This window comes from Paenibacillus sp. FSL K6-1122 (genome assembly GCF_037977015.1).
Lineage (GTDB): Bacteria > Bacillota > Bacilli > Paenibacillales > Paenibacillaceae > Paenibacillus > Paenibacillus amylolyticus.
Genome location: NZ_CP150272.1, coordinates 3,115,065 through 3,141,354, shown reverse-complemented (window position 1 = coordinate 3,141,354; position 26,290 = coordinate 3,115,065). Strand labels below are relative to the sequence as shown.

22 protein-coding genes are annotated in these 26,290 nt (G+C 45.5%); 2 read left to right on the top strand and 20 right to left on the bottom strand.

The genetic code is table 11. The features are described from left to right. Positions 1-79: 79 nt before the first annotated feature. Positions 80-661, bottom strand: a complete 582-nt coding sequence (locus NSQ20_RS14520) for a TetR/AcrR family transcriptional regulator (protein ID WP_340032827.1) — start codon at positions 659-661, stop codon at positions 80-82. Positions 662-954: 293 nt separating this feature from the next. Between NSQ20_RS14520 and NSQ20_RS14515 the strand changes: the two genes are divergently transcribed. Further along, on the top strand, positions 955-2,175 hold the full coding sequence (locus NSQ20_RS14515; RefSeq protein ID WP_340032826.1) for an MFS transporter: 1,221 nt from the start codon (positions 955-957) through the stop codon (positions 2,173-2,175). Position 2,176: 1 nt separating this feature from the next. Here NSQ20_RS14515 and NSQ20_RS14510 read toward each other — a convergent pair whose 3' ends face one another. From NSQ20_RS14510 to NSQ20_RS14450, 13 genes are all read right to left on the bottom strand, one after another. Next, positions 2,177-2,338 carry a hypothetical protein gene (locus NSQ20_RS14510; protein ID WP_155985038.1) on the bottom strand — a complete coding sequence of 54 codons (162 nt, stop codon included), beginning with the start codon at positions 2,336-2,338 and terminating at the stop codon, positions 2,177-2,179. 32 nt (positions 2,339-2,370) lie between these two features. After that, positions 2,371-2,826 (bottom strand): SRPBCC family protein, encoded by a 456-nt coding sequence (locus tag NSQ20_RS14505; protein WP_100528889.1) that lies wholly within the window; start codon positions 2,824-2,826, stop codon positions 2,371-2,373. A 161-nt stretch (positions 2,827-2,987) separates the two neighbouring features. Then, complete coding sequence (locus tag NSQ20_RS14500) at positions 2,988-4,073, bottom strand: HD domain-containing protein (RefSeq protein WP_036608620.1); 1,086 nt, start codon at positions 4,071-4,073, stop codon at positions 2,988-2,990. Positions 4,074-4,356: 283 nt separating this feature from the next. Further along, positions 4,357-6,192: a UbiD family decarboxylase gene (locus NSQ20_RS14495; RefSeq protein WP_340032825.1), complete on the bottom strand. Its 1,836-nt coding sequence runs from the start codon at positions 6,190-6,192 to the stop codon at positions 4,357-4,359. Between the two features lie 215 nt (positions 6,193-6,407). Continuing rightward, positions 6,408-7,739 (bottom strand): HAMP domain-containing sensor histidine kinase, encoded by a 1,332-nt coding sequence (locus NSQ20_RS14490; RefSeq protein WP_340032824.1) that lies wholly within the window; start codon positions 7,737-7,739, stop codon positions 6,408-6,410. Positions 7,740-7,741: 2 nt separating this feature from the next. Next, entirely contained in the window at positions 7,742-8,410 is a 669-nt protein-coding gene (locus NSQ20_RS14485) for a response regulator transcription factor (RefSeq protein ID WP_340032823.1), read from the bottom strand. A 29-nt stretch (positions 8,411-8,439) separates the two neighbouring features. Beyond that, positions 8,440-10,404 (bottom strand): ATP-binding cassette domain-containing protein, encoded by a 1,965-nt coding sequence (locus NSQ20_RS14480; RefSeq protein WP_340032822.1) that lies wholly within the window; start codon positions 10,402-10,404, stop codon positions 8,440-8,442. A 385-nt stretch (positions 10,405-10,789) separates the two neighbouring features. After that, positions 10,790-12,742 (bottom strand): S-layer homology domain-containing protein, encoded by a 1,953-nt coding sequence (locus tag NSQ20_RS14475; RefSeq protein ID WP_340032821.1) that lies wholly within the window; start codon positions 12,740-12,742, stop codon positions 10,790-10,792. A 91-nt stretch (positions 12,743-12,833) separates the two neighbouring features. Beyond that, a complete protein-coding gene (locus tag NSQ20_RS14470) occupies positions 12,834-13,871 on the bottom strand; it encodes a dockerin type I domain-containing protein (protein WP_340032820.1) in 1,038 nt (345 codons plus the stop codon). Positions 13,872-14,063: 192 nt separating this feature from the next. Beyond that, a complete protein-coding gene (locus NSQ20_RS14465; protein ID WP_340032819.1) occupies positions 14,064-15,356 on the bottom strand; it encodes an amidohydrolase in 1,293 nt (430 codons plus the stop codon). 78 nt (positions 15,357-15,434) lie between these two features. Further along, positions 15,435-15,728, bottom strand: coding sequence for a hypothetical protein (locus NSQ20_RS14460; RefSeq protein ID WP_036608638.1), 294 nt, complete (start codon positions 15,726-15,728; stop codon positions 15,435-15,437). 74 nt (positions 15,729-15,802) lie between these two features. Next, a complete protein-coding gene (locus NSQ20_RS14455) occupies positions 15,803-16,906 on the bottom strand; it encodes a saccharopine dehydrogenase NADP-binding domain-containing protein (RefSeq protein ID WP_340032818.1) in 1,104 nt (367 codons plus the stop codon). Then, a complete protein-coding gene (locus NSQ20_RS14450; RefSeq protein ID WP_340032817.1) occupies positions 16,890-17,597 on the bottom strand; it encodes a class I SAM-dependent methyltransferase in 708 nt (235 codons plus the stop codon). The genes NSQ20_RS14455 and NSQ20_RS14450 overlap by 17 nt, the downstream gene beginning before the upstream one ends. A 129-nt stretch (positions 17,598-17,726) precedes the next feature. On the opposite strand from NSQ20_RS14450, the gene NSQ20_RS14445 reads away from it, so the two are divergent. Continuing rightward, positions 17,727-18,836 (top strand): LuxR C-terminal-related transcriptional regulator, encoded by a 1,110-nt coding sequence (locus NSQ20_RS14445; protein WP_340032816.1) that lies wholly within the window; start codon positions 17,727-17,729, stop codon positions 18,834-18,836. A gap of 154 nt (positions 18,837-18,990) precedes the next feature. Here NSQ20_RS14445 and NSQ20_RS14440 read toward each other — a convergent pair whose 3' ends face one another. The 6 genes from NSQ20_RS14440 to NSQ20_RS14415 all read right to left on the bottom strand — a co-directional run bounded on the left by NSQ20_RS14440 (position 18,991) and on the right by NSQ20_RS14415 (position 26,285). Next, positions 18,991-20,004 (bottom strand): iron ABC transporter permease, encoded by a 1,014-nt coding sequence (locus tag NSQ20_RS14440; RefSeq protein ID WP_017688818.1) that lies wholly within the window; start codon positions 20,002-20,004, stop codon positions 18,991-18,993. Beyond that, entirely contained in the window at positions 20,001-21,026 is a 1,026-nt protein-coding gene (locus tag NSQ20_RS14435; RefSeq protein ID WP_076249543.1) for an iron ABC transporter permease, read from the bottom strand. The genes NSQ20_RS14440 and NSQ20_RS14435 overlap by 4 nt, the downstream gene beginning before the upstream one ends. A gap of 117 nt (positions 21,027-21,143) precedes the next feature. Next, positions 21,144-23,111, bottom strand: a complete 1,968-nt coding sequence (locus NSQ20_RS14430) for an AraC family transcriptional regulator (RefSeq protein ID WP_101313964.1) — start codon at positions 23,109-23,111, stop codon at positions 21,144-21,146. A gap of 287 nt (positions 23,112-23,398) precedes the next feature. Continuing rightward, positions 23,399-24,286 (bottom strand): membrane protein insertase YidC, encoded by an 888-nt coding sequence (gene yidC / locus NSQ20_RS14425; RefSeq protein ID WP_340032815.1) that lies wholly within the window; start codon positions 24,284-24,286, stop codon positions 23,399-23,401. Beyond that, positions 24,223-24,573 (bottom strand): hypothetical protein, encoded by a 351-nt coding sequence (locus tag NSQ20_RS14420; RefSeq protein WP_241230758.1) that lies wholly within the window; start codon positions 24,571-24,573, stop codon positions 24,223-24,225. The genes yidC and NSQ20_RS14420 overlap by 64 nt, the downstream gene beginning before the upstream one ends. 92 nt (positions 24,574-24,665) lie before the next feature. Continuing rightward, positions 24,666-26,285, bottom strand: coding sequence for a DUF4173 domain-containing protein (locus NSQ20_RS14415; protein WP_340032814.1), 1,620 nt, complete (start codon positions 26,283-26,285; stop codon positions 24,666-24,668). Positions 26,286-26,290: the final 5 nt, after the last annotated feature.

Here is a 26,290-nt window from a genome sequence, read left to right as displayed (position 1 = left end):
TCTGATCTCCTCCTATATCTGCTCAATTCTTGTCTATATTGTAGCAACTCCGCATCACTTTAAACAGAATAAATCCCTATTACTGCAGCAAAGACAGCGTAACTTGGATGCTCTGCTCTACAAATAAGCGGTCCGGTCCTGATTTCATCAGTACAGTCAGTCCAATCATGGATACAACCAGAGACTGTGCGACCGCACTCGCGTTCATGTCAGTGGACAACTCCCCGCTCTGTTGCCCTCGTTCTATCGTTTCTTCGAAAAGAACACCCAAGTACATCTGATGCTCCCGTGTAAGGACAGCGAATTTGGGATCATGTGGAGCCAGCTCAACCATCGTATTAATACAAAAACAGCCATGACTAGGCTCGGTCACACTCCCCTCTGCTCCAATATGTTCAAACAATCCACGAAAGGCTTCCCGCACGGAGGAGCCCTGTTGAAGTCTGGCTCTGACTTGAGCCGCGTGCTGAGTGGTATACCTGCGAAGTGCTGTTTCAAATAATTCCTTTTTATCTCCAAAAGCCGCATACAGACTGGGACGTTGTATGCCCATTGCGGTCGTCAAATCATTCAAAGATGCCGCTTCGAACCCTTTGTCCCAAAACGTATGCATCGCTGCATCGAGTGCTTTATCCGTATCAAATTCCCGTTGTCTAACCATACAATTCACCTCTTTATGTATTGATCAGTATGTTTATATATTTTAACCTCACTCTTATTACAAAGTCAAAACCTAATAACCGAAAAGGAGTTTTTAGCTATATTAGCTATAAATGAATCAAAAAATCTGGAATAGAAGCGATCGCATCGTTATTTATCGTCGTATTCTCTGGTAAATAATCTTCAATTTAACCCTCACCCATTTCTCTGTTGACAAAATTCACGCAAATAAAGTATGGTTATCCCGAAACATAACATACCGTTCAGTACAGAATAGAAAGGTGACAAATACTCATGCAAACTTCTTCTCCAGATGCACAATTATCCAATAAGGATCGTCCTGCCATGTCACGGTTAGTTGCTCTTCTCTTTGCCGTGTGCAGCGGACTTGCGGTCGCCAATATCTATTATGCTCAGCCTTTGCTGGACTCCATCGCTCAAGAATTCAGCCTCTCTCCATCATCCATAGGGATTGTCATCACAGTGACTCAAATATGTTATGCCTTGGGGCTGTTCCTTCTTGTTCCGCTTGGTGACCTCTTAAATCGTCGCAAGTTGATCATCATTCAAATGCTCTTATCCGTGCTTGCACTGGTTCTCGTAGGAACCGCACAATCCAGCTCACTTTTATTCACGGGCATGGCTGTCGTTGGTTTATTAGCCGTCATTACGCAAACGCTCGTTGCCTTTGCTGCACACTTGGCAGCCCCTTCCGAACGTGGTCGCATTGTCGGGTTGGTAACCAGCGGAATCGTCATTGGCATTTTACTTGCACGAACGGTTGCAGGTACGCTGAACGATTGGCTCGGGTGGAGATCGGTGTATCTCTTCTCCGCCAGCCTTACATTACTCGGAGTTGTCGCCTTATATCTTGTTCTCCCAAAGCAGCAGTCCCCACAGGTAAAACAAAGCTATACCCAATTACTCGGTTCCGTCTTGCAACTGTACCGTGAGTTGCGTGTGTTACGAGTACGAGGTGTGCTGGCCATGCTGATTTTTACAGCCTTCAGCATCTTATGGACTTCTATGGTACTGCCACTAAGTAGCCCTCCACTGTCCCTGTCTCATACAGTCATAGGTGCATTCGGTCTCGCAGGAGCGGCGGGAGCATTGGCTGCTGCCCGTGCAGGTAAACTTGCCGACCGGGGCCTTGGGCAGAAAACAACCGGTGTCGCCCTTGTCATTCTGCTCTTGTCCTGGCTGCCCATCGGTTATGTCCATCATTCTCTCTGGTTTCTGATCCTGGGTGTTATCCTGCTCGATCTCGCCGTGCAGGCCGTACATGTTACCAACCAGAGCCTGATCTACGAAGTTCGCCCCGAAGCGCAGAGCCGCCTGACGGCAGCTTATATGATCTTTTATTCCATCGGCAGTGCAACTGGCTCCATCGTTTCTACCCAAGTGTATGCATGGGCAGGCTGGACAGCCGTTTGCTGGTTAGGTGCTGGCGTTAGTGCAGCAGCCCTTGTATTCTGGATGATCGATCGTTGTATGCATCGGAATATCGATCGTTGAATTAGTCCAGTTTATTCCACACCACAATAAAAAGAGTTGCCAACGGACCAAATAACAGGGAAATCAGAAACCAGTTCCGACCACTTCTGTTTTTTCCCTGAGCCAGTCCGGCATTAATCAAGGCAAGTGTGCCCCAACCTACAAAATATTCATTATCCATCAAATGTCTTCTCTCCTCTATCCATTTAATTCTGGCTACTGCTCAAGCATATCTTTGAGCTTACGATTACGATCCTCCAGAAATGCCTGCATGTATCTCTTCAGCACAAGTCGTTCGGTTGCCCATCCCAGCAATCCAAGTGGAGCTTCGAATCGAAGTGTGTCTCTCATGCAAGTCATCTGATCCCCAATTACGCTGAAATGATGTTCATGTCGCATGCTCTTGAAAGCCCCTTTCTCCATCTGATCCACAAAGAGGAAAGGTCGTTCAAACTGCACAATTCGGGACTTCAACTTCTGTCTGACCCCAAAATGAGTAGCCTGAAATGTAACGGTATCCCCTGCTCCAATTCTTCCTGTGGTTACTCCTGCAACTGCTCGCTCTCTTGTATGTTGCCAGACGGTCTGAGTATGTACATCAATATCCCGGGCATAGTCAAAGCATCGTTCAATCGAGGCATGTATCCTAATCTCGGTTGTCACTTCAATCATGGCGATCGCTCCTTGGCAGGAAAAATAAGGTCTTTGCAAAGTATACGCTTGCTTCCTTGGTCGAACAACACATCTAGGATGCTATAACAAAAAACGGGTCCCCTGTCTTCGTACAGGAGGCCCGTTCTCAATATAAATAAGGAATACAGATAATACTTAGATTAAATAAGCAATTCATCAATGGCAAGCGTACGCTCTTTGGAGAGATCGCGATATTCTTCAGACTCCACTTTGATGAGTGGTTTGAAAATATCAGATGTATTGTTCATGACAATAACACCCTTTTCTCCATTGCTGAGCAGTACCTGTTTCCCGATGAAATTAGGAAGCAAATGTTGCATCAATGCCTGAACCGGTTTTTCATTCAATTTACCAAATCCCATTCCATAGATATCTCTAAGGTTGTTGATCAGGTTTGGATTGCTTCCTCCGTGGTTCCCGGATCTCATGCCTATATAGATATCCGCTACAGATACAATCTGTGTATATGGATGAATTTCACTTTTCTCAAGTTGCATCGGATAACCCGACCCATCTTCCCGCTCGTGATGTTGCAGAGCAACCAGTGCTGTCGCTTCATCCGTCATCGAATTTTTGATAATTTCATGGCCATATATAGTGTGACGCCGCATTTCAAGCTGCTCATCAGCCGTCAACGGTTCTGTTTTGTTCCGAATCCGGTGGGAAACTTTGCACTTTCCAATGTCATGCAGATAACCACCGCGACTAATCTGATAACTCTCCTTCTGAGAATATCCAAGCCAATTCGCAAGGTAGAAGGACAACAATCCTACCTGGATTGAATGTGTATAGTTATTGACATCATCCCGCTCCAGCATCATCAGGAGATGAACGACATCTTTCTGCTCATCCAGTCCTTCAACCATCGGTTGCAGTGCATCATCCACCATGGTGGCGTTGAACTTGCCAACGGTCAGAGCTTCGAGAAAAGCATTTTGATAATTATGTACAGTCTGAATAAATTGGGACTTCAGCTCTTCTTCAGGCGGTTCTTCCTTCGTAGTTATCCCCGAAGCATGCTTTGCGGCTGCTGCAAAAAATTCTGCTTCAGTGATTTCCTCTTCGCGTGATTCAATATCTACATAATCTACACGGTGCTGCATAAGCAAGGTGATATCCTCACCTTTGATCACAGTTCCCTTCCCGAGAACGTGTAATCCTGCATCGCTGAATGTATCCGCAGTTAGACGGTCTCCGTCTTGCAGGTTCATAATATGGATTCTCAAATCGGTATTCCCCCTGAACAATTCATTATAGTAACAGCACCCAACGGAACGGGGCCACAAAAATACCTATACTTCTTTATATCGTTATAATTCTTCATTTCATACATAGTTCAAACGACCTTAATCACAATGGTAAATACGAACGCCTAAGACTTTATCCTCACTCCAATATCCAAATTAGTCCCGGTTTTAAACTTTTACACACTTTTGTGCCTCATCGCCGTATCAGAGTAAGCCAAAGAAGTTCAAACGCTCCGTTTGAACTTCTTCAAGACATCTCAAATTAGATTTTGATCGAACCCAGACTAGCCCCTTTAACAAATAAACGTTCAATGCTTTTCTCCACCGAAGGATCGGGAATCAGTGGCGGTGCCTGGTGAGGTTTGGTACGTGCATCAATAATCACCTGATCACAGCCCCAATGCTTGTGGTCATATCCGCTATTAACCCCGTACATGTCATGTGAAGGGTTGCTGCGAGTAAAGGTTGCCCATAAGAAGTTGCTGAGGTTAGCACTCAGGAACGAACTGTCGTCACATAGAATGATCATCGGACACGAGTCCAGACCTCCCTGTTCTTTCAATAGAGACGTGAATGCTTGCATCTCCTGTGCTGTATCTGCATAACTCGTAAAGGCCGATGTCTGGATCGAAACGATACCCGGCATGATGAGCTGCGGATTCTCATAACCACGAATGTTTTTCAAAGACTCCGGAACTTCCGTACACAACTCTCGAACCTTGTCGCCATATGCTGCAAAAACGACCTTGCTTCCGCTGTTCAGTCCTGTACCCGAATAATCGAGTGTATCAATCGTTGTATGGGTATGGAAATGAATATCCCGCTGCATATCCATACGCTCCAAGATATAGGTCAGGAATTCAACTTCCTTGTGGGTATCCAGAGGTTGCTGATCCTCAGCAGTAATAAACAGGTACTTCGCCAGACTCAGCTGACCCGTACCCAAAATACGGTTGGCAATCGTAAGCAACTCTGTCGGCTGCTTCACCGCCTGATATGGGGTGTAACGTTCACTGCCGATGGCAAACAGCAATGGATGAACCCCTGCTGCATCGACCGCATGCACTTCTTTGACACCTGGAACCTCCTGTTTGATCGCGTCTCCAGTAATCTCATGAATCAAATCGCCAAAAGCCGTATCCTCTTGCGGTGGACGACCAACAACTGTAAACGGCCAGATCGCATTAGGTTTGGCATAGACTTTATGCACACGCATTAACGGGAATTCATGGGTCAGACTGTAATAACCCAGATGATCACCGAACGGACCTTCGGGTTTTGTCTCGCCTGGGTAGATATCACCCGTGATGACAAAATCGGCATCATTGCTAATGCAATACCCGTCCTTGTAACTGTACCGGAAGCGACGTCCGGCGAGCAAACCGGCAAATGTAATCTCACTTAGTCCTTCAGGCAAAGGCATAACCGCTGAAAGTGTATGTGCAGGTGGACCCCCAATGAAAATACTAACTTTCAGTGGTTCTCCCTTTTTGACAGCTTTGGCTTGATGTATACCGATTCCGCGATGAATCTGATAGTGTAACCCTATTTCCTTGTTCATTTCAAAATCATTGCCATCCAGTTGAACCCGGTACATCCCCAAGTTTGAATTCATGATTCCTGGTTTGTCCGGATCTTCCGAATAAACCTGCGGTAGAGTCACAAATGCCCCACCGTCCATAGGCCAGTGCTTGATGAGAGGCAAGTCCGAGATTTGAATCTCTTGCGCGGACACGGGTAGACTAATAGACTTCTGTTTTGGCAGCGCCTGCCACGCAGCAAGACCTGTTTGGACATGCTGAAATGGTGTCTTAAGCGCCTTCATGGGATCGTCACGAACTGCCATGACCCGTTGTACGCCTTCCAGCGTACCGCGGAACATGAACTTGCTTCGTTCCACCGTGCCGAACAGATTGGATACGGCCTGGAACTTTGAGCCTTTTACATTTTCGAATAACAACGCCGGGCCTTTAGCCTCGTGCACTTTCATGTGGATCGCTGCCATCTCAAGATGAGGATCAACCTCTTCTTTGACCCGAATCAAATGACCATGCTGCTCCAGATCGTTAATACAATCTTCCATATTGCGATATTTCATTGGATGGCTCCATTCTCTGTATGATTAAATTAATTAAGTTCATAGATTCACATAACGTCTCTTCTATTTTATCAAATGATCCACTGCTAAACAAAACTATATGTGAAATTTTGTCGCGAATACAGATATCAAAAAAGCAATATGGCAGCAATCTGAATCCTGAACGCACAGGGACCGATTGTTTCCATACTGCTCTCTCTCTGTTCTGGGTTGCCTTAAGGTGTAATGGTCGATCTGGGGATCGTGACAATAAACTGTGTACCTTTTCCCATTTCGCTCTCTGCATCAATTGTACATTGATGCAATTTCAATATTTTAATGACAATGGACAAACCCAATCCATTCCCTCGAAGCGAGCTGCTTCGCGCTTTGTCCACCATGTAGAATCGATCAAAGATATACGGGAGAGCTTCCTCAGGTATTCCTTGTCCAGAATCTCTAATCAATACCTTCACAAATGAAGATGACGTCTCAATTTCAACATGAATGGTACCTTGTGGACCGGTGTATTTGATCGCATTGTTTATTAAATTTTGCCAGACCTGATCAAACAAATCTTTGTCCACTGTGATCTCGCAGGGCAACAAGTCCAGTTCGATCTGTATGTCCTTCTGTGACCACTGCGGCTCTGCCAGTAAAATCGCCCTTCTTAATTGTTCATCTACCTGGAATGTGGTGAAATGAACCGGATGATGCTCCGAATCCAGCGAGGCTAGCCGAAGCAGATTATCACTGAGCCTCGATAAGCGCAGCGTTTCCTCATAGATAATATCCAAATGCTCTTTCTGCTCTTCTAATGGAATAACACCATCTTGAAGTGCTCTGGTGAATCCTCTAATTGATGTGAGCGGAGACTGCATTTCATGAGAGACGTTGCTGACAAAGTCATCACGAACCGAATCGATTTTTTGCAACTCACTGGCCATATGATTAAAGCTCTCCATCAGTTCGCCAAACTCATCCTGATTATTATGTTTCAAGCGGACCGACAGGTCACCTGAGGACATATCCTTCGCTGCAATCGTTAATCTCTTAATCGGTTTCACAATGTACCCGGACATGAACAGGATTAATAAGCTGCCAATCACCAGAACCGTTAACAGTGAGGTTAAGAGCGTGTTTCGCAGTGTATGAAAAAGAGAGGAGAAATCGCTTTGAATCAGAAATGTGCCGATCCCCTCGTTTGTTCCGGGAACACCTATGGTCGCGATTCCATCTTTACTGGACAGAAAAATGGCATCCGTTGTACCTTCCTCAAATAACGAATGAACTTTGTCCTCTGGCAAGGAAGATAACACTTCACTTTGTTCATTCACAGGAGTGATATTTAAGCCGTAGCGAGCAAAAATATCCAAGCTTGATTTCACTTTTTCCGGATCATCGATCAGGTTAATCAGTGTAGCGAGATCTTGAGCAAAAGTAACCATAAAACGATTCGGTGTCTTTTCCTGGGACCCGTTATTTATCATAAAGGAGAGAATTAAACTCACCAGAACAATCCCGATAAACGTAGCTACGATACGAAGTCGCAGGCTTTTCCTAAACATTTTCATACCCGCTCCAGCCGATAACCGAGTCCTCTTATCGTTGAGATCACTAACTCAGGAACATGTTCAAGGCGTTCCCTTAACCGTTTGATATGTACATCAACCGTACGCTCATCTCCTTCGTAATCGATGCCCCATATGTCATCTATAAGCTGTGTACGTGTGAATATTTTCCCTGGCGAACTCGCCAGAGAAAATAACAATTCACATTCCTTCTTTTTCAATTCGATAGTTTGTCCATCCGAAACAACCATCAGATTGCCCAAATCAATCGTTACACCGCTGATCTGAATCATGTTTGATGAACTTTTGTTATATCGTTTCAGTAATGATTTTACACGCAGGATTAACTCCACAGGATCAAATGGTTTAACCAGGTAATCGTCTGACCCGGCATTAAATCCTCTGACTTTGTCCTTGGATTCTCCCTTGGCAGTCACCATCAGGATGGGAATATCCAGATAAGACCGGATATCTTCCGTCAGTTCAATACCGTCTATTCGCGGCATCATCACATCCACAATCGCCAGATCAACTTTCGTATGAGAGAGGATATCTAACGCTTCTTGACCGTCTGGTGCTTCCAGCACGGAGAATTGATTCTTTTCAAGATAGATTCGGATTAATTTGCGGATATGGGAATCATCGTCCACCACCAGAATTGTGTTCATGTAGCCATTATCCTTTCCAAAATTGATATTTATTCATATCGTAAGGATTCCATCGGGTCCAGCTTCGCCGCTTTTGATGATGGCATCAAACCGGCAACAATACTAATCGCTGTACTTACCACGATACCAAACAAGATATAATATCCCGAAAGATTAATGAGTTTGGCTCCAAACGCATTGTCCAAAAGAATGTTTAATACATAACTAATGATCACTGCAAAGATTACCGCAATAATACCACTAAATACGCCTAATAAGGCAGATTCGGAGAAGAATATCCGCTTGATATCTTTCTTTCTTGCTCCAATCGCCCGAAGAATGCCGATCTCCTTTGTCCGTTCCACGACACTAATGTAGAGTACTACCAGTATCATAATACCGGATACAATCAACGAAATACCTGCAATACCCGCGAGTACAATGGAAGCCATACTTACATATGTGGTGATATTCTCCATGACCTTGGCCATTTGGGAGCCTGCGAAACCAGCGTCTACAGCAGCTTCATTGATATCATTTACATATTTCATATCGGTTGCATAGGCATTAACTTGAATTGGCCCAATCGTTATTCCTTCGTCCGCATACATTTGCTCCAACGTCTCTGATGAAATGTATCCCGGGGATTGTTGCATTGGAGATCGTGGATCTGCCGCTTCGTAGATCCCTGAGATGGTTACTTCTTTTTCCAAAGTCACTGGTTTATTATTACTATCCATCTCATTGATATATAGGAACACGGACTTGCCGATCATGGTTTCAGCTTGATCATTTCCGCTTAATTGTTTCGCTGTATCGAGAGGTAACAGCATCTGATTTTCTACCGGCAGAACACCAGTTGTCATCAGTGCTGGATCAAAAGCATCCGTTAACGTTGTTAACTGTGTGAGTCCTACACTTTGTTTTTCATTCACCATAGTCGATTGGCCTGTAATGGTCGTAATTGTCTCTACATGATCCACATTAGGAAAATTGCGAATCGTCTCAACATCAGCTTCGGTGAACGGTTCACCTGGTGCCATCAAGGCCTCGGGACCTTGCATATCCTTGGCTTCTTCACTCGGCTTTGTTATATCCACGAGCAAAGGGTCCATACTTGAATTGATTTCGTCATTCATATACGTCGTTATTCCATTCCCCAAGGAGAGCATCAGGAGTACACTTAGTATACCTATAGATCCACCCAATGCTACCAGTACATTACGCTTGCCGTTGAGTTTCATATTTTTAAGTGCCATCTTGAATGAAGCAAGCAAGCTCAGGCTCCGGGAAGAATCCTGACCACTCTCGTAAACAGCCGTAGAAGGATCTTTCAGGTGAATATCATCACTAATGCGCCCCTCTTCAACCTTCACAATACGTGTACCGGAGTCAGCGACTTTCTGCGAGTGAGTAACGGCAATCACCAGCATTCCCTTTTTGGCTATACTGTCGAGCAGAGCGAGGATTTGATCTCCGTTTTCCCTATCCAGAGCACCCGTCGGTTCATCTGCAAGAATAATATCGGGATTGTTGGATAACGCCCGTGCGATGGAAACCCGTTGCTTCTGACCGCCAGATAACTGGTTGGGACGTTTGTTCAGATGATCCTTCAGTCCCACCTCTGTCAATATATCTACGGCACGTTGGTTGCGATCCTTCTCATTCGTATCCGTCATTTGCATCGCAATCGTCACATTTTCGAGGACAGACAGATGCGGGATCAGATTGAAATTTTGAAAGACAAAGCCGATATTATTCTTCCGATAATCATCCATTTCCTTCTCTGTCATGGCACTTAAGTTCTTGCCACGAACAACGACGTCCCCTTCATAATCGGAGTCCATGCCACCAATGATATTCATCAGTGTCGACTTACCACAGCCAGATTCGCCGAGGATGGAGACAAATTCCCCTGTCTCAAAACTTAAGTTCAAACCGTGGAGTACCGGAACTCTTTCTTTTCCATATAAGGTGTATGATTTCTTCACATTTTTAACTTCTAGTATTTTCATATGGATCTCTTCCTCTCCTGATCATGCACGATATCTATCTATTTGATGTTCATATCGTAACAAATCAGTATGAACTGATAATGAACTGGACCATCGCACCTACAAGAGGTTGTTCAAAAGAACTATATACAAAAAAACCGAATCCTTAGATATAAGGACTCGGGTTGTCTTATTTCGTTATTGCATTTGATAATATAAGTTAAACTAATCATTTACACGATAACGGAGAAGACAGAAAAAACCTGAAAAAGCGAAGCGTTCGCCTTTATCCCCGGATTTTCACCTTTGGAAAAGGGATTCAAAAAATCTGGGGATAACAGCGATTGGAAGGTTATTCTGTCGTCGTAGTGTCAGTGTAAATAATCTTTAGTTCAACTTATAAAGTTTAGATTAATCCCGCTTTTGCCAGCAGCCTTTTCACAATCGCTGCCGACTGCGCACGACTAATGTCTGCATCTGACATCAGTTTGCCATCGGTACCTTGTACCAGCTCTTGTTTAATCGCCGATGCAACTGGCTCTGTTGCCCAAGCCTGTACTTTAGCGCTATCGCTGTATGTGCTAAGCAGACTTGTTGTCTCTGACGCGTCGGCCTGTGCCAGACCGACCAGTTTCATCGCACGTGACACAATAGTCAGCGCTTCAGCACGAGAAATTTCGCTATTCGGACGGAAGCTGTCGTCAGCATAACCTGAGATTAGGCCGTAGGACACAGCCGTCTGAACCTCATCCTCATACCAGCTGCCAGTCTTCACATCTGTGAACGATGCCGCTTCTGTACTGCGCGGGGAGTGCAGCCCCAAACCTCTTAACAGAACAGCCGTAAACTCTGCCCGTGTAATACTCCGGTCTGGCGCAAACACGTTCTCACCGGTACCTTGTACGATCAGACGGGATGCCAGATCCTGTACGTCATCACGACTCCAGTGACTTGATACATCGCTGAATGTTGCCGGATGATAGATCAGGGCGTAAGTGCTGTTCGTCAAGCTGTTAATAATAGCAGAATCTTGCACGTTACCTTTGATAACCTTTGTCGGTACATGCAGAAGGCTGCCATCTGGCTGAAGCACAACTCCTGTCGTGATCTTTGAACCATCGACACCTTCTGGCAAAGTAATGGAGCGCTCTACATAAGAGTTGAAACGATCTACATTAACTTGCTGTCCATTCCAGATCGCTTTTACTTCAAAATCAATCGGAGCTGCGATCACCGTTGTGTTCTCCAGCTTATCCGCTGCAGCCTGAATTGCTGTTTGTTTAGATGTGGCACTAGGCACAATAGCGATTTGGATTGTGATATCTTCCAATGGAACCGTGCTTCCGAATTGGTTCAGAATCTGATCCATTTGAATCTGGTTAGCTGGAAGTGTGTACGTACCGCTATCAGTCTGAATGACAACTTCGGCATTACTTCCTTCCATCGTTTTGACCAGCTTGCCGTTCAGTTCACCAACGACCGCACCCTTGCCAGTACCTGTAATAGGCAGCAGAAGCGTTTTTAGTCCACTTCCAATCTGATTGATGACTTTGTCATTATCCACATGAACCGTGGTGGTAACCTGATTGTTTACCGTTGATGTGCTAGCCGTAGCAGACTGTTCCTGTTTCTGACCGTTCACATAGATGTCTACACCTTTAGTTACCGCCGGAGTCGATGGAACTGGGGTAACGACTGGTGAAGTTGGCGATACGCTACCTCCTCCTCCACCCGAAGAGTTACCAGGATTCGGTGTAGGTGTCGAGCCGGAATTGTCGCCACCTGAGTTTGCTGCTGTAATTGTGATTGTTCCACCAGACAACTGAGCACCACTATTGTGTTCTACATTTGTAAAATGCCAATGTTCTGAATCAGTTTGATCTACGGATAGCTGTTTCGTTCCAGGCGCCGCATTGCTTTTGGCTTTGATTTCCATATCAAATAATTGGGTTTCATCTACAATTGAGTGGTCACCCCCAGTAAAATCAACCCAGATGATCCGTACCCAGCCTTCCGCATTATTAATTTGGTACTGGAAGTCTGCTACACCATCTTCATTTGGGGATGTGCTGATGACGTTGACAGATTTAGGCGTGATCCGAACAATTTCCAGTGCAGACGTATCATAATCAATCTGCATATTATAAGCTTTCACCCCGAAATAGGACTTCTTCAATGCAACAGGTACATGAACGGTCTGCCCTGCCTGTACGCTCACATTTGCAAATTGTACTTGTGATGGTTCTGCCGGCTCTGCCCCAGCTATACTCGGGAATACGATAGACGAGAGTAGCGTCAGTGCAATGAGACCTGACATTGTTTTTCTGATTCTAGGACGTTTCTTTTTCGGTTGAAACATGTGATAGCCTCCATGTCTGTATCAATTGATAGATCGTATGGTGACGATAGAAAGAATATTGTTATTCGTTATTTAAATTAAAAAATATGAATTAATCAGGGCGTTGTATTTTTTCTTTTCCAACAATGTATACTCGTCTAGACTCCGTATTCGTATCCGAAGTGGAATGAGCAGTCACTTCGAGCACAAGATAATAACCTTCGTCCTCAGATGTAACGGTATGCTGTTCTCGTGTCTCCCCTTCTATTAGAACCATATCTTCTCCTGAAGGGTCTGTTGAGCGGTACCACTGATAAGATGGAGTAATAATGTAATCAATATCATCACCATCAACATCCACTAAATAATAATCTGTGGCAATTGTGTTCTCCATGTAATTCTTCAATTGACCATTCAGCACATACGGCGCATCGTCCACTTGTTGAAAGGTCAACACATAGTCATTGTTTTTCGCGCCAAGTGTTTTATTGGCATATCCGTTTAACAACGCATTCATATCCCCCAAAGTGGGTTCTGCATTACGATCCACGTCCATTCGGTTCATCTCTACATAAGAATAACCGCGGCGACTGACCATATTACGAAGATAAGTCAAAAGTTCTGCTGCATCCGCAGAATTCACTTTTCCGTCTGCATTTACATCCCCTTTTTTACTAATGTTAAGTTCAAAGTTATCCGTAACCGTTTCCGGTACATCAGATACAGTATATTGAGCTTTCAATTCAATATTGATCTTGCCGCTCTTGTAAGGAATAACAACCAATGTATTTTCATTTTCTATCGTTTCTACGTACACCCTAGCTATACTGTTATCACTTGAGTTGGCTGTGAGCATACTAAACTCATCAGATCGTAAATGGGTACTCAAATCAATTCTAACTCTATTGTTCGTTACCTCGATGGGTACACCGGACACAAAAGAAGGATCGTTTTGTTCCGATGAATAATTTAACCAATGGATGCCGTCGTTGAGCACAGGCCGTGAAATGTTAATCTCTGGACCAATTTCTCCTGCGTTAGCTTGTGGAAGCGCTCCACCTATAGGCAACGCAATGCCCAGCCCGAGTGCAGTCAACATGCTTTTTTTCAATATCGGCTTAAGCCGTTTTTTGTTTTGTATCCCCTTCAATTCATGTTCCTCCTCGTATACATTTCAAATTTGAACAACTACATGCTCAGTATAACGAGTCATTCTGAACCGATTCTGAACAGGACTATGGAACTATTTCCAGTTGTAATTCGACAAAAAACGCTATGGAGTATGCCTCCATAGCGTTTTGAACACAAATCATTTTCCAGTTCGGATCATATTCACCTAAAATTAAATTCCCTCAACAATCCGTTTGGCTCTAACCTTCACCTCACGGTAAAGTTCATCCTCATCGATCGTGAGCAGCTTTCTGCCTCTCATGAGGATCTGACCATTCACGATCATGGTGTCCACGTCCGCCCCATTTACGCTGTAAGCCAGTAACGATTCTACCTCATGTACCGGTTGAAGATGTGGTTTCGCCAGATCGATCAGGATCAGATCAGCTTTGCACCCCACCTCAAGCATCCCTACGTCATCCTGTAGACCAAGCAGACTAGCACTTCCGCGTGTAGCCATGCTTAGTACGTCCTTGGCTGGCAAGCGAGTTGGGTCGCCATAATCCAGCTTTTGCAGCCAGGTCGCGGCTTTGATCTCCTCGAACATATCCACGGTTGTGGCACTTCCCGCTCCATCCGTTCCGATTCCAACGTTAATTCCCTGAGCCAACATCTCGGTAATTGGAGCAATTCCACAGCCCAGCTTCAGATTGCTGACTGGATTGTGTGCTACACCGCCGCGCATGCCCTTCAATCTGCCGATGTCCCTTCGATTGAGGTACACACCATGTGCAAGCAACACATGTGCCTGTTCGAACATCCCCGCCTCTTCCAAATACTCTGTCGGTGTCATGCCATAGCGCTCACGAATCTTCACAACTTCTTCCTTTGTCTCAGCCAGATGAATATGTAGCGGAATATCCTCCGTGACTGCCAGAGCAATGAGTTCACGTAGCGGCTCCATGGGACAAGTGTAGGGTGAGTGGGGCCCATACATGGTTGTTATCCGCCCATCGGCCGCTCCAGACCAGCGCTCTACAAGATCAATCGCCTCCTGCAACCTGCGTCCCCCATCCTCCTCCATGAATACCATCCCACGTGTAAGCGATGCCCGCATACCCGTTTGTTTAACCGCTTCTGCAATTTCGTTCATATGGATATACATATCCGCAAAAGCAGTGGTACCCGAACGGATCATCTCCGCGATGGATAACTTGGCACCCCAATAGATATCTTCCGGGTTCATCCGTGCTTCGGCGGGCAGCATTTTGCGTTCGAGCCAGTCCATCAGCTTCAGATCATCCGAAAATCCCCGGAGCAGACTCATTGGTGTATGTTGGTGGGCATTAATTAGTCCTGGCATGGCAACCTTATTACGTCCATCGATAATCTCATCTTGCGGGTGAGGCAGAATGTGATCAGCAATATGAGTAATGCGATCACCCTCAACACGAATATCCCCCGTAAAGGGGGCATCGGCATCTTTCATCGTTAGGATCGTAGCTTGCTGAATCAGTATACTCATTACATTCACGGCTCCTCTGAATTGGTTATGGTTCTTGCCATATCCGAGGGTAAGCCTTCACGTAACGGCAAGGTCAAGTCATTTTAATTTTTGGATCGTCATCTTTCTGAAATGTTGTATAAACGGTTTCGGGTCGATTTCGACCATATATGGATATACTCCTGTGCTTGTGTGCAAATAGAAAAATCCACCTTCATCACCCATACGGCGAAATGACATATCAAACACTTCCGTGATGTTGAACTCGCGGTATTTGGTCACAATTTTATCGGAATACAGAATCATGGAGCGGGCATTCATCTCAATCTCTTGGGCGAGACCCGTCACTTCTCTCTGTACTTTGTAATAAGGTAATACAGCAACGCAGTTCATGATCTCCCTCCATTCATGCCATGATTATTGTTCCATCATAGCAGATCGGAGGTTCCCAGCAAAAGAACATGAAACTAGGTGATCTTGGTCGTCACCTTTAGTGGCGTATGAAGTGCATCCTGAATGTCCTGCAAAGAGAGACACTGTTCAATATGAAACACACCATGAGGCAACTCTGACTCCGTTCTATATACGCGTTCCGCCACGGCTGCTGCCACGGCCGCTGTTGCATCTGCTTCCTTTGCGCCGACCAGTAGTTGTTCGACGCGGATTTGCTCACCATTTTCCCAACCTAGGGCATCGACCTTGACCGCGTACATTGGCTCTCCTCCAGGAATAAAGCCAAATGCCTTAACCGTTCCATTCCGAATAGACGGGATACGCAACAATGCAAACAACCCTGCACGTTTGGAGATTGCCATGGATCTTGTGATCCAGCGGGAGTCCAGACAGAGTCTGGTAGATACGGTTGGAATACGTAACGTCCGAGCAACCACATGCTGATCCGAAAAGTTAAATCGATAGGCCTTCCGCTGCCCAAGTTTTGCTCCAAAATCAATACGTTTGCCATCTCCGAAACTTTGTACCTCAGCAGGTTTGCCCTTTTGCATCACTTGGTAGGTGGCATTCATCTGATCAACGGTCCACTCCACGGCAGCTTTTCCGTGCTTCTCTCCAAGTCCCAGCATTACGGTAATGTCTGCTTCCTCCACCTGATCCATATGCATGGTCGCTTCGCGCACAAGCAAATTAGTCACTCCAGGTGATAATCCAACGCTGAGGATCGCGGTCGATTTGGAACGTTGCATTTTGGTGTGCAGTTGTTCCACCTGGGCGAGAAAATCATATTTTGCAGAAATATCAATATAGTCGGTTCCGGCTTGTGCGCAGGCTTCAACAAACCGGGTATCGCTCTGATCCACACACATGATGACCAGCTTCACAGGCCTTAACATGGATGGCTCTACAGGTCGTGTTACATCCAGTTGAAGTGGTAGCACAGCACCACCTGTAGACCTGCTGAACTCTTCCGCACGGTTCATGCGTGTACCCGCAGCCCATACTTTACCCGGGAACAATTTCCCCAGTTGAGTACATATCATCTGCCCCACTTGACCATAACCACCAACCACCCAGATCTGATCTTTCATAGGCTTCACGTTAGTTTCGAATTGCATAATACCCCTCCACCCAGAACGCCCCGAAGTAACGTGTAATATGTGAGAAACCGCATTCGGTCAGTAGCTGAGTCATCTCTTCAGAGGATATTGGATCGGATTCACGGCCCAGGGAAGCAGCAAAGCGCTCCCACTCTTCAGGAAGGACGCCCACACTCAACATGTGATCCTTCCAAGCTTGCATCATGATTGGATGTGCAGGTGAACGAAGATCGGCATTTACAGCCGCAATGATCAGTGGTGCACCCGGTTTAAGTCTAGCTGCGAGGCTGGTCAGAAACGTTCTCTTGGTCTCCATCCCCTGAAGGAAATGTAACATGAGCATGCTTGTCGCCCCATCATATACAATATCCTCCGGCAATTCTTCAACCGTGACAGGTTGCAGTTTCACTCTGGAACCGATGCCCGCTTCCGTGACTCGTTTCTCAGCAAGTTGCAGCATGGGCTGTGATGGATCTACTCCAGTCAATGTCCAACCGGCATGACGTGATCCGAGCAGAGCAATTTCTTTTCCCCCTCCCGCACCGGCAACAAGGATATGAATATCGTTGTTATTCGCGAAAGATGCTGAAAGCAGCCGTTCCATTAGATCATGCATATGAGAATAACCCGGAATTTTCAGGGCTATCGATTGTTCGTAACGATGAACATCTGCTGTTTCCCAGCTCATCGGTGATAGATTGTGATTCATGGACACCGCACTCCTCTTGAATTGAAGTTAGACTTGACTCGTTGTTCGTCTAATTTCATTATAGAAGGATACGGCGAGCCTACAATCCCAGAACATTGGGATATGCGCACAGAGAGAGGAGTAATCTTGTTGACATCACGTATTGATCGGAACCACAGACTTATCACTTCTCTTGAAAAAGGAACCTGGACCTCACATACCTATCGGGAAGCTGTTCTCAAGCAGATCCATACGGTTGTACATTACGACGCATACTGTTTCACTACCGTTGATCCTCTGACTCTTCTCTCCACAGGAGCTGTGACAGAAGATGGCATTGAGGCCATTCATGATCGGTTATTCATCAATGAATACATGGAAGAAGATATACATAAATACGCTGAATTAATTCGCAGCGGTGAGCATACAGCTACACTTCATACGTCTATGAACTCACAGCTTGAACAAAGCCAACGTTATATCAACATTCTTCAGCCAGCGGGGTTCGGTGATGAACTACGTGCTGTATTGGTTAGTGGAGACGCTTGCTGGGGATATCTGACCCTGTATCGTAAGACAGAAAGTGCTGTCTTTACAGAGGAGGAGCGGTGGATGATTCAGTCCTGGACCGCTTCTATTGCATCGATGCTGCGGTCCACGAGCTTGACACTGATCGATGAGATCACGAGTGAAAGTCCCGAGGAACCCGGAATTTTGATCACCTCAGACACGTTCCAGCTCTTATCCCTGAACGCCTCCGCTCAATATTGGCTGTCCCAATTGCGCAAGCTGGAACATGTAGGGCCTGATGTTCTGCCCCGTCCGGTACGTGCAGTGAGTTCCCACCTGCAGCGCAAGAATCGGGCAGAACTGGTCGTGGATACTCAGATCGCTCCCGAATCACCCTCCAAAGTTTGCATCCAACTTCCGGATGGGCGTTACCTCATACTTCATGCTAGTCTCATGCAACAGCTTACAGGGCCGGATCAGATTGCTATCCGTTTGGAGCAGGCGATGCCACAGGATTTACTGCCCTTGCTCGCTGAAAGCCATGGATTATCCAGTCGAGAGCGGGAACTGCTCGGATATGTGCTACGCAGCTATTCGTCCAAGGAAATTGCTGCTGCGATGCATATTTCCGTCTACACGGTTCAGGATCATTTAAAATCCATTTTCGCCAAAACCAAGGTATCCTCACGTCGCGAGCTCATCTGGTATTTCGTTTCCCGTTTTCAGCTGTCGGATGAACCTGCCATATAAATCCTGATGTAATTTTCTAGTAATCCACTTGACTATCAAATAAGAAAAAATCAAAAGATGCCAATACGATATCTTCGTAATGGCATCCTTTTTTATATGCTATTGATTAAGAAGCATAACGGTAATACAGGGTAACTTTATATCATTGATTGTGTTATTTGGCTTTTGCTAGTAAATAAAGAAAATATGGAACACTAATAACTGTAATAACGATTCCTGTTGGCACATCTCCTACGAGGCTAACCGTGCGCGTAATCGTGTCAGCCAACACCACGACTAGTCCCCCAGCCAAGCTGGCAGCCGGAATGAGCAATTTGTGATCGGGACCGACCAGTTTTCTGGCCATATGCGGAGCGATCAATCCAACGAAAAAGAAGCTGCCTCCCACAGCTACACTGCCAGAGGATAAAGCAACAGCAGCGATTGACAACCCCAAGAACTGTCGCTTCACGGAAACACCAAGCCCCTGTGCTGTCTGATTGCCCAAATGGAGGGCATTCAGTATGCGAGCCTTGTAAAAAATATAGCCGAGTAAGATCAAGACCCATGGTGTCAGTATGGAAATATAACCCCAATCATCGCCCCATAGGCTTCCCGCCAGCCAATACAGCATGAAGTTCATCTGCGAATCATCCAGCTTGAGTGTCAAGAAGGTCGTCAGCGCCCCGTACCCGCTTCCTAACGCGACCCCGGTCAAGATCAAACCGATTGGCGAGATGTCTCGTCCGCGGCGATACGATAATAAGAAGATCAAACCCGCTGCCAATAGTCCGCCAACAAAAGCCAACAGAGGCAGAGCAATAAAGGAACTCTTGCCTGTGGATGCAATGAATACAACGAAGAACAGGACAAACAAACCCGATCCCGAACTAATTCCCAGTGTTCCCGGACTAGCCATGTCATTACGCAGCAAACTCTGCATCACGACCCCCGCCGCTCCCATTCCCAGACCTACCAAGATCGAAAGTACAATTCGTGGCAAACGAAAATCAAACACAATCAGATTTTGCTTATCGGTACCGTTTCCTATGAGAACGTTCAGCACTTCTAGCGGTGAAAGATTCATTTTGCCAGAATTCATGCTAATGATCGCAAACACAAGGATGAGCACCATAAGCACTACATTGATGATAATGCCTCGTTTCATCGTATAACGCCGCTTGATCATTCATATTCCCTCCTTTGTCTTCGAGCCAAGAAGAGAAAATACGGCACACCAATGATAGAAAATATAATGGCAATCGGCGTTTCGAACGGTTTATTGATCAAACGTCCAGCCAAATCAGCCGATACGGTCAGCAACGCACCATATAAAGCCGCTGCCGGAATAATGTATCGATAGTCGACACCTACCATATATCGCACAATATGCGGGGTGATCAGACCCACAAAACCAACAGGGCCAACAACAACAACAGCCAATCCAGTCAGCACAAGTACAATAATTGTCGACAAAATCTTGACCAGTCCGCTACGAATGCCGAGTCCACTTGCCACATCATCTCCCAAACTGAGCAATGTAACGGAAGGGGACAGCGCCAGTGCCAGCAGTATACCACCAACAAAGAGCGGTGAGATAATCAGCAATTCTCCCCATTTGACCCCCGCTGTACTACCCGCTGTCCAGAATGTCAATGCTCGGCCCAGGTTATAATTGATCGCCAAGTACTGACTGAGTGCGCCAAACAACATTGAAATAGACAGACCTGCCAGTACAAGTCGCTGAGGCGTCATTCCGCGATTGCCCAATGACGCGGTAAAGTAAGTCATACCGGTGGCGATCGCTGCTCCCAGACAAGCGAACATCATCATCTGCCAATACGAATAACCCGGCAGAAAGGCCAGGCATAGTGCAATTGCAAATGCTGCGCCAGAGCTAATCCCCATCAGCCCGGAGTCGGCCAGCGGATTACGCGTTGTCCCCTGCATGATAGCGCCACATACCGCAAGGCTGCACCCAACGATCAGATCAGCTACGGTACGCGGAAGACGCATGGTTTGAATAATTTGATGTTCAGTGAGCATTGGATCAAATCGGAAAATAGCCTCCCATACCGTTGCTAACCTCATATCAGCAGCACCAAACATAATTGATGCCGCCGACATGAGAACCGTTAATCCAAGCCCTACTACCATGTACATGGTGAAGTTCATCGCCCCACGGCGTTTTTGTTCAGGCTTGCTTTTCATCTCGTTTCCCTTTCATCACCTATTTACAATCCAAACGAATATGGATAGTAACGTCCATAAATTCGACTGGTCATGTTTGAAAATTTGGAGTGCTCAATTAAAATTTCATTTTAACTCTTATTTAGCTAATGCCAGCAATTGACTAACAATATAATCAATCAATGCACTGGAAGTCATTACGTCGGTGGACCAAGATAGCGAAGAATCTACCTTTACGATCCGATCATGTTGCACAGCAGGTATGGCATTCCACACTGCATTATCAGAAGCAACGTTTCCATCTCCTAAGAAGATCATATAATCCCCAGAGTAAGCGGGTAATACTTCCATGGAGACATCGCCCCAATATTTATCTGCATCGATAATATCCGTTTGGACTTTTGAAGGTGCCTGCAATTGAAGTTCATCGTAAACAAGCTCGCCAACGGCATGCTTGGCTCCAGCTATGTAGTTACTTTTATCACTGAATTCTCCAACCGTAATGGTTACATCGGATAGGCCCGCATTCTGAAAAGCTAGCTTTGCTTCTTCAATTTTTCCGGTATAAGCATTCAAAACATCCTTAGCCTCTTCCTGTTTGTTCAAAACATCGCTAATAAATTGTATCCGCTCTTCTGTAGTCATATCACCATAGGGAACATAAATGGTGGGGGCAATTTTGGATAAATCATCATACGACTCATCACTCCATGCCAAAATGATAAGATCCGGCTCAAGCGTCATGATATCTTCCGGCTCCATGGCTACTTTTATGGAGTCTGTAATCTGGTTAGCATAAACAGGCTCTGTCTCTCCCCGTGCAGCTCTAGCCACACCTAAAGGAGTTACACCTAGGGCTACCACATCACCAACCAAATAATCGACTACAACTCGCTGAGGGTTATTAGGTACCTCAACATCACCCTTAACTGTGGATATCGTTCTGGTCTGCGAGACTGCTTCTGAAGCTTTTGTCTCCGACCCTTCTTGTTGTGTCGCCTGCTGTGTCTGCGCAGGTGTTGTATTTGCCGTTCCCCCATTATTCGCTGGCGTCCCCGACGTACATGCCGTCAATAAGAGCATCATGCTTATCGCCGCCGCCAAAATCATTTCTTTACTTCTTAATGTTCCAAACATCGTTGATTCCCCATCTCTATAAGACTTGACTAGACTCGCTAGTTCCCTCTCATCGTAAGGGAGATGAGAATCATTATCAATACCATCAACCTGCATGGATAGTGCGTTTATTTTCCGATAATCACTTGGCGTCATCTTGTAATGCTTCTTAAACATGCGGAACAGGTTTTTCTCATCTGCGAAACCAGCTCCAGTTGCGATTTCTTTAACCGTCGCTTCTGTATGTTTCAAGTCATGACAGGCTGCTTCAATCCTTCTCTGAATGAGATACTCCTGTAAGTTCATCCCTTCCCTTTTTTTGAACAAACGCGTCAATTGTCCACCACTGATCCCAAACATATCGGCAATTTGTTGAAACATAATCGGCTCCCTGTAATGTTTATCGAGATATATCTTGGCAGAACAAGCTGGGTCTGGCTGGAGATACCGAATCTCACCACCCTCCAAATCCCTATACACCTCATGAATCAATTGATATAGAAAACTTTTGGCCTGTAGCTGATCCATCGCCTTGCCACGTTTCCAGCCATTCATCATTCGTTGGAACCAATCACGTAACAAGATGGGATTACTTGGCGTATAACCAAACTGTTGAACAAATGGATTTACTTGCTCCAGTAATTGTTGCAGATGTTTCTTGAAAAAGAGAGGTGATTCTGCTCTATAAAACACCATAAAGGTCTTCACCATCTCCTCTTTAGGTGTAATACTGAGCAGGCTCCCCTTCCCGCCGTGAACTAAACCGAAGCGTTCCAGTGCAAATGTGGTTTCATTCAGTTGGATTTGCGCTTCACCCCCATATGCATAGATAAACATGCTACTAGGCATTTTATATTGCTCCAACGGGTATTGTGACGCTACATTCTGAAAGCGTACATCTATTAATGTAATAATCGAACGTGTCCAGATACTGGCCATCATATCAATCATCTCCGGTGTAAATCCCTGTCTTGCTTCTTCCTCTTGCATCTATCCGCACTCCTCGTTTCACTTTTTCCAATGTATACATCACTCAATAATTGATATTGATTATCAATATCACATTTGATCAGGTAAGTATATATCATTAAGTGATATTGGGGAACAGGCAGTGGACGTTATGCTTTCCATCCGTTTTCGTAAAAAACTAAAAAGGAACACCTGATAGTACAAAAAAGAAGCCTGATCCATATGGATCAGGCTTCTTCATTATGTTTATTGTATTTAACAAGATTACGTAGTCACCATGTTTCTCTTGTCACCTGCGACCAAATTTATTAAGACTTTGCAGGTTTCCGAGAAGGTTTGGCGGAGCTGGATTTTTTATTCTTTTTCTTACTTACTTCCACAACCACAGGCTCCTGTGGATGTTCCACCGGGTACATTTTACGGAACAATAATGTCTGTAGTACCAGGAATGAACCCCCAACTGTCCAGTAGAGCGGCATCGCTGCCGGAGCTGTAAGAGAAAAGAATGCCATCATCAATGGGGAGAGATAACCCATAATGGCGAACTGTTTTCGCTGCTCAGGCGCCATATTGACTTGTGATACCTTGGCTTGAATCAGATATATGACCGCGACCACCACAGCGAGTACGTAGTCCGGCGCTCCCAGTTTGAACCACAGGAACGAGTGGGAGGACAACTCCGGTGTAAGTCGGATGGCTGTGTAAATACCTGAAAGTATAGGCAACTGAATGAGCATCGGCAAGCAACCAATGTTCAGCGGATTGAACTTATGTTTCTTGTATAGCTCCATCGTTTCCTGAGACAGCTTTTGCTTATCAGCAGGATCATTTTTGCCTTCATATTTTTTCTTGAGCGCATCCATCTCGGGTTTCATGGCGTTCATGATGACTCGTGTTCCCTGCTGGGACTTGGCTTGACGCATCATCAAGGGCAACAGTGCTAAACGAATGACCAGCGTAATTACAATAATCGCGACCCCGTAGCTTCCGTTAAATATGGTAGCAATATGCTGAATCAGATACGACAGTGGAAATACAATGTAGTGATTAAAAAATCCCGGTGTCGATGAAGTAATCTCCGACACGTTGTTGCTGCATCCGGCAAGCAGCATGACTGCAAACAAAATGACAATCAGGCCATAGATCCGTCCCTTGCCCGAAGTAAAAGTGAATCCCTTGTTAGTCTTATGTTCCATATATATCCTCCTCGTTGATTTGTTGACCAATCGTTCAACGAGGAATGACAATCTGGTTCATCTTCATCGGGCGCTTCTCTTCGTCTAATCATGCGGCTCCAGTCTTCCTGTCTATGCTGTCTGTCCAAACACAGGGCGGGAAGAACAGGTTCAAGTCCACCACCGGCGCCACCTTCCATCCAGTACTCCGTCATGCCACAGTGAAGATGGGCAATATAGGCATAACTGACGGTGAAGATGAGTCCAATTGAGAATAAATATGGTAATAACTCCTGCAGTTCAAACAAGGGATTCACCCCCTTTATAGGTTAGTTTTTATATTATAACACTTACATATTGTTTTTGCATAAATCCGTACGTGAAAACAACGACTATTCAGCTATTCCGTTCTCATTTTGGACATTTCTAGCTCAGCTCGGTGTCTCGCCACGTTATAAGAAGGCCATGAACGATCTGATGCATCCTCGTCCAGGTAGGCTTGACGTTCCAGCATTTCCCTCTTAAGATCCGGATACTCCTCCTGAGCAAACTCTCGAAGTAACGGAACTGCATCTGCCGACAGACTTGCCAGATAGGTTGCATCAATATTGCCAGTCTGATGATAACGTTCAATATTCAGCTCGGCAATCCGTTTATCCATGCCCACATAGTTGACTGCAACATAAGCTGTGAGCGCCAGCACGATATACCAGCGGATCAGCGGTATTGATGTGTACCGTATACGAAGGCCAGCAATCAGCAACAGGAGTGCGAGGAAGATCATGAATGCGTGTACCAGGAAGCGGATGTACGTATATCCATATGCCTGCTCATACAGATTTAGGCGCATAAACGCGGAATACAACATAATTGCTGAACAACTGACCAGAATCAAGAGAAGTACCTGATGCACGATGGAACCCGTTTTGCCACTCGAACGGGTATACTGCAAAGCAACAATAAGAATAAAGAAGTTAATACCTGTGACGAGAATTAACTCTGCGAATCCACTTCTAGCATAATCTGCGTAAGACAGATCTACCGGAAGATGCCCCTCTCCTGCACCAAACAGATACGAAAACTGTACAAGTACAAACAAAACGTACACACAGTTAATGACAATCAGCATCGTCCCCACAATGATGGGGTCCAATCTGAATGGTTCCCGCTGAATCGGAGTGCGTTCGGGCTCGGGTGTAATCTTATTTGTAACCTTACCTTCAGTGGCCGGGTCCACAGGAGAGAATATATAGGTGTGATCACGCTTATCAACCGTGGATGCTACTCCATTTTTCCAATGTGCGTTCGCTCTCTTCTCTGCCTCATATTGCATTGGCTGTACAAATCCCCATACATAACCGAACAGCAATACACCTGCGATGACAATCCAGATGATTCTCGGTATCCCTGGAGTAAAAGCCAATTGATTCAGCCACTCCGGAAAACCGGCTAAATACTGATCAAAGACCCCGTCAGCGGAGGACAGTAATGCAACGACTACAATGAGGATAGGCAAGGACGCCACAAGACCAATGAGCACTTTGAAAACAACTGTTTTCTGGGATTTGCCCATGCCACGCCCGCCTGCTCTCACAGCAATAGCAGCAACAGTCCCCCAATGACGTATGGCTTGAGGCAGCAAGTGGTCAATAGCCGTACCAATCAAACCAATCTCCCACCACTGCTTCTGTTTTCTGCCCATCAGATACGTCATATGTAAAATAACTACGCCGGGTACAACCAGAAAATTAAGAACATACAGCAGTTCATTGTCGTATAACAGGAACGTTAGCGACAACAATAGCACTACAGCCGCTACAAAAGCATCAATGAACTTGAAAGACCTCATGCGATCCCTTGCAAACAGATACATGAACACATAAAAGAGAATTACAAAGATAGGATACGATACGCCAATCTCATTACCATAGAATAAATACTGGTGAATGATCGCCAGCATCCATGCAGACAGTAGCGTGATTAGAGCGCGTTGCGGTGAAGCCATTATTTTATCAATCATGGGAA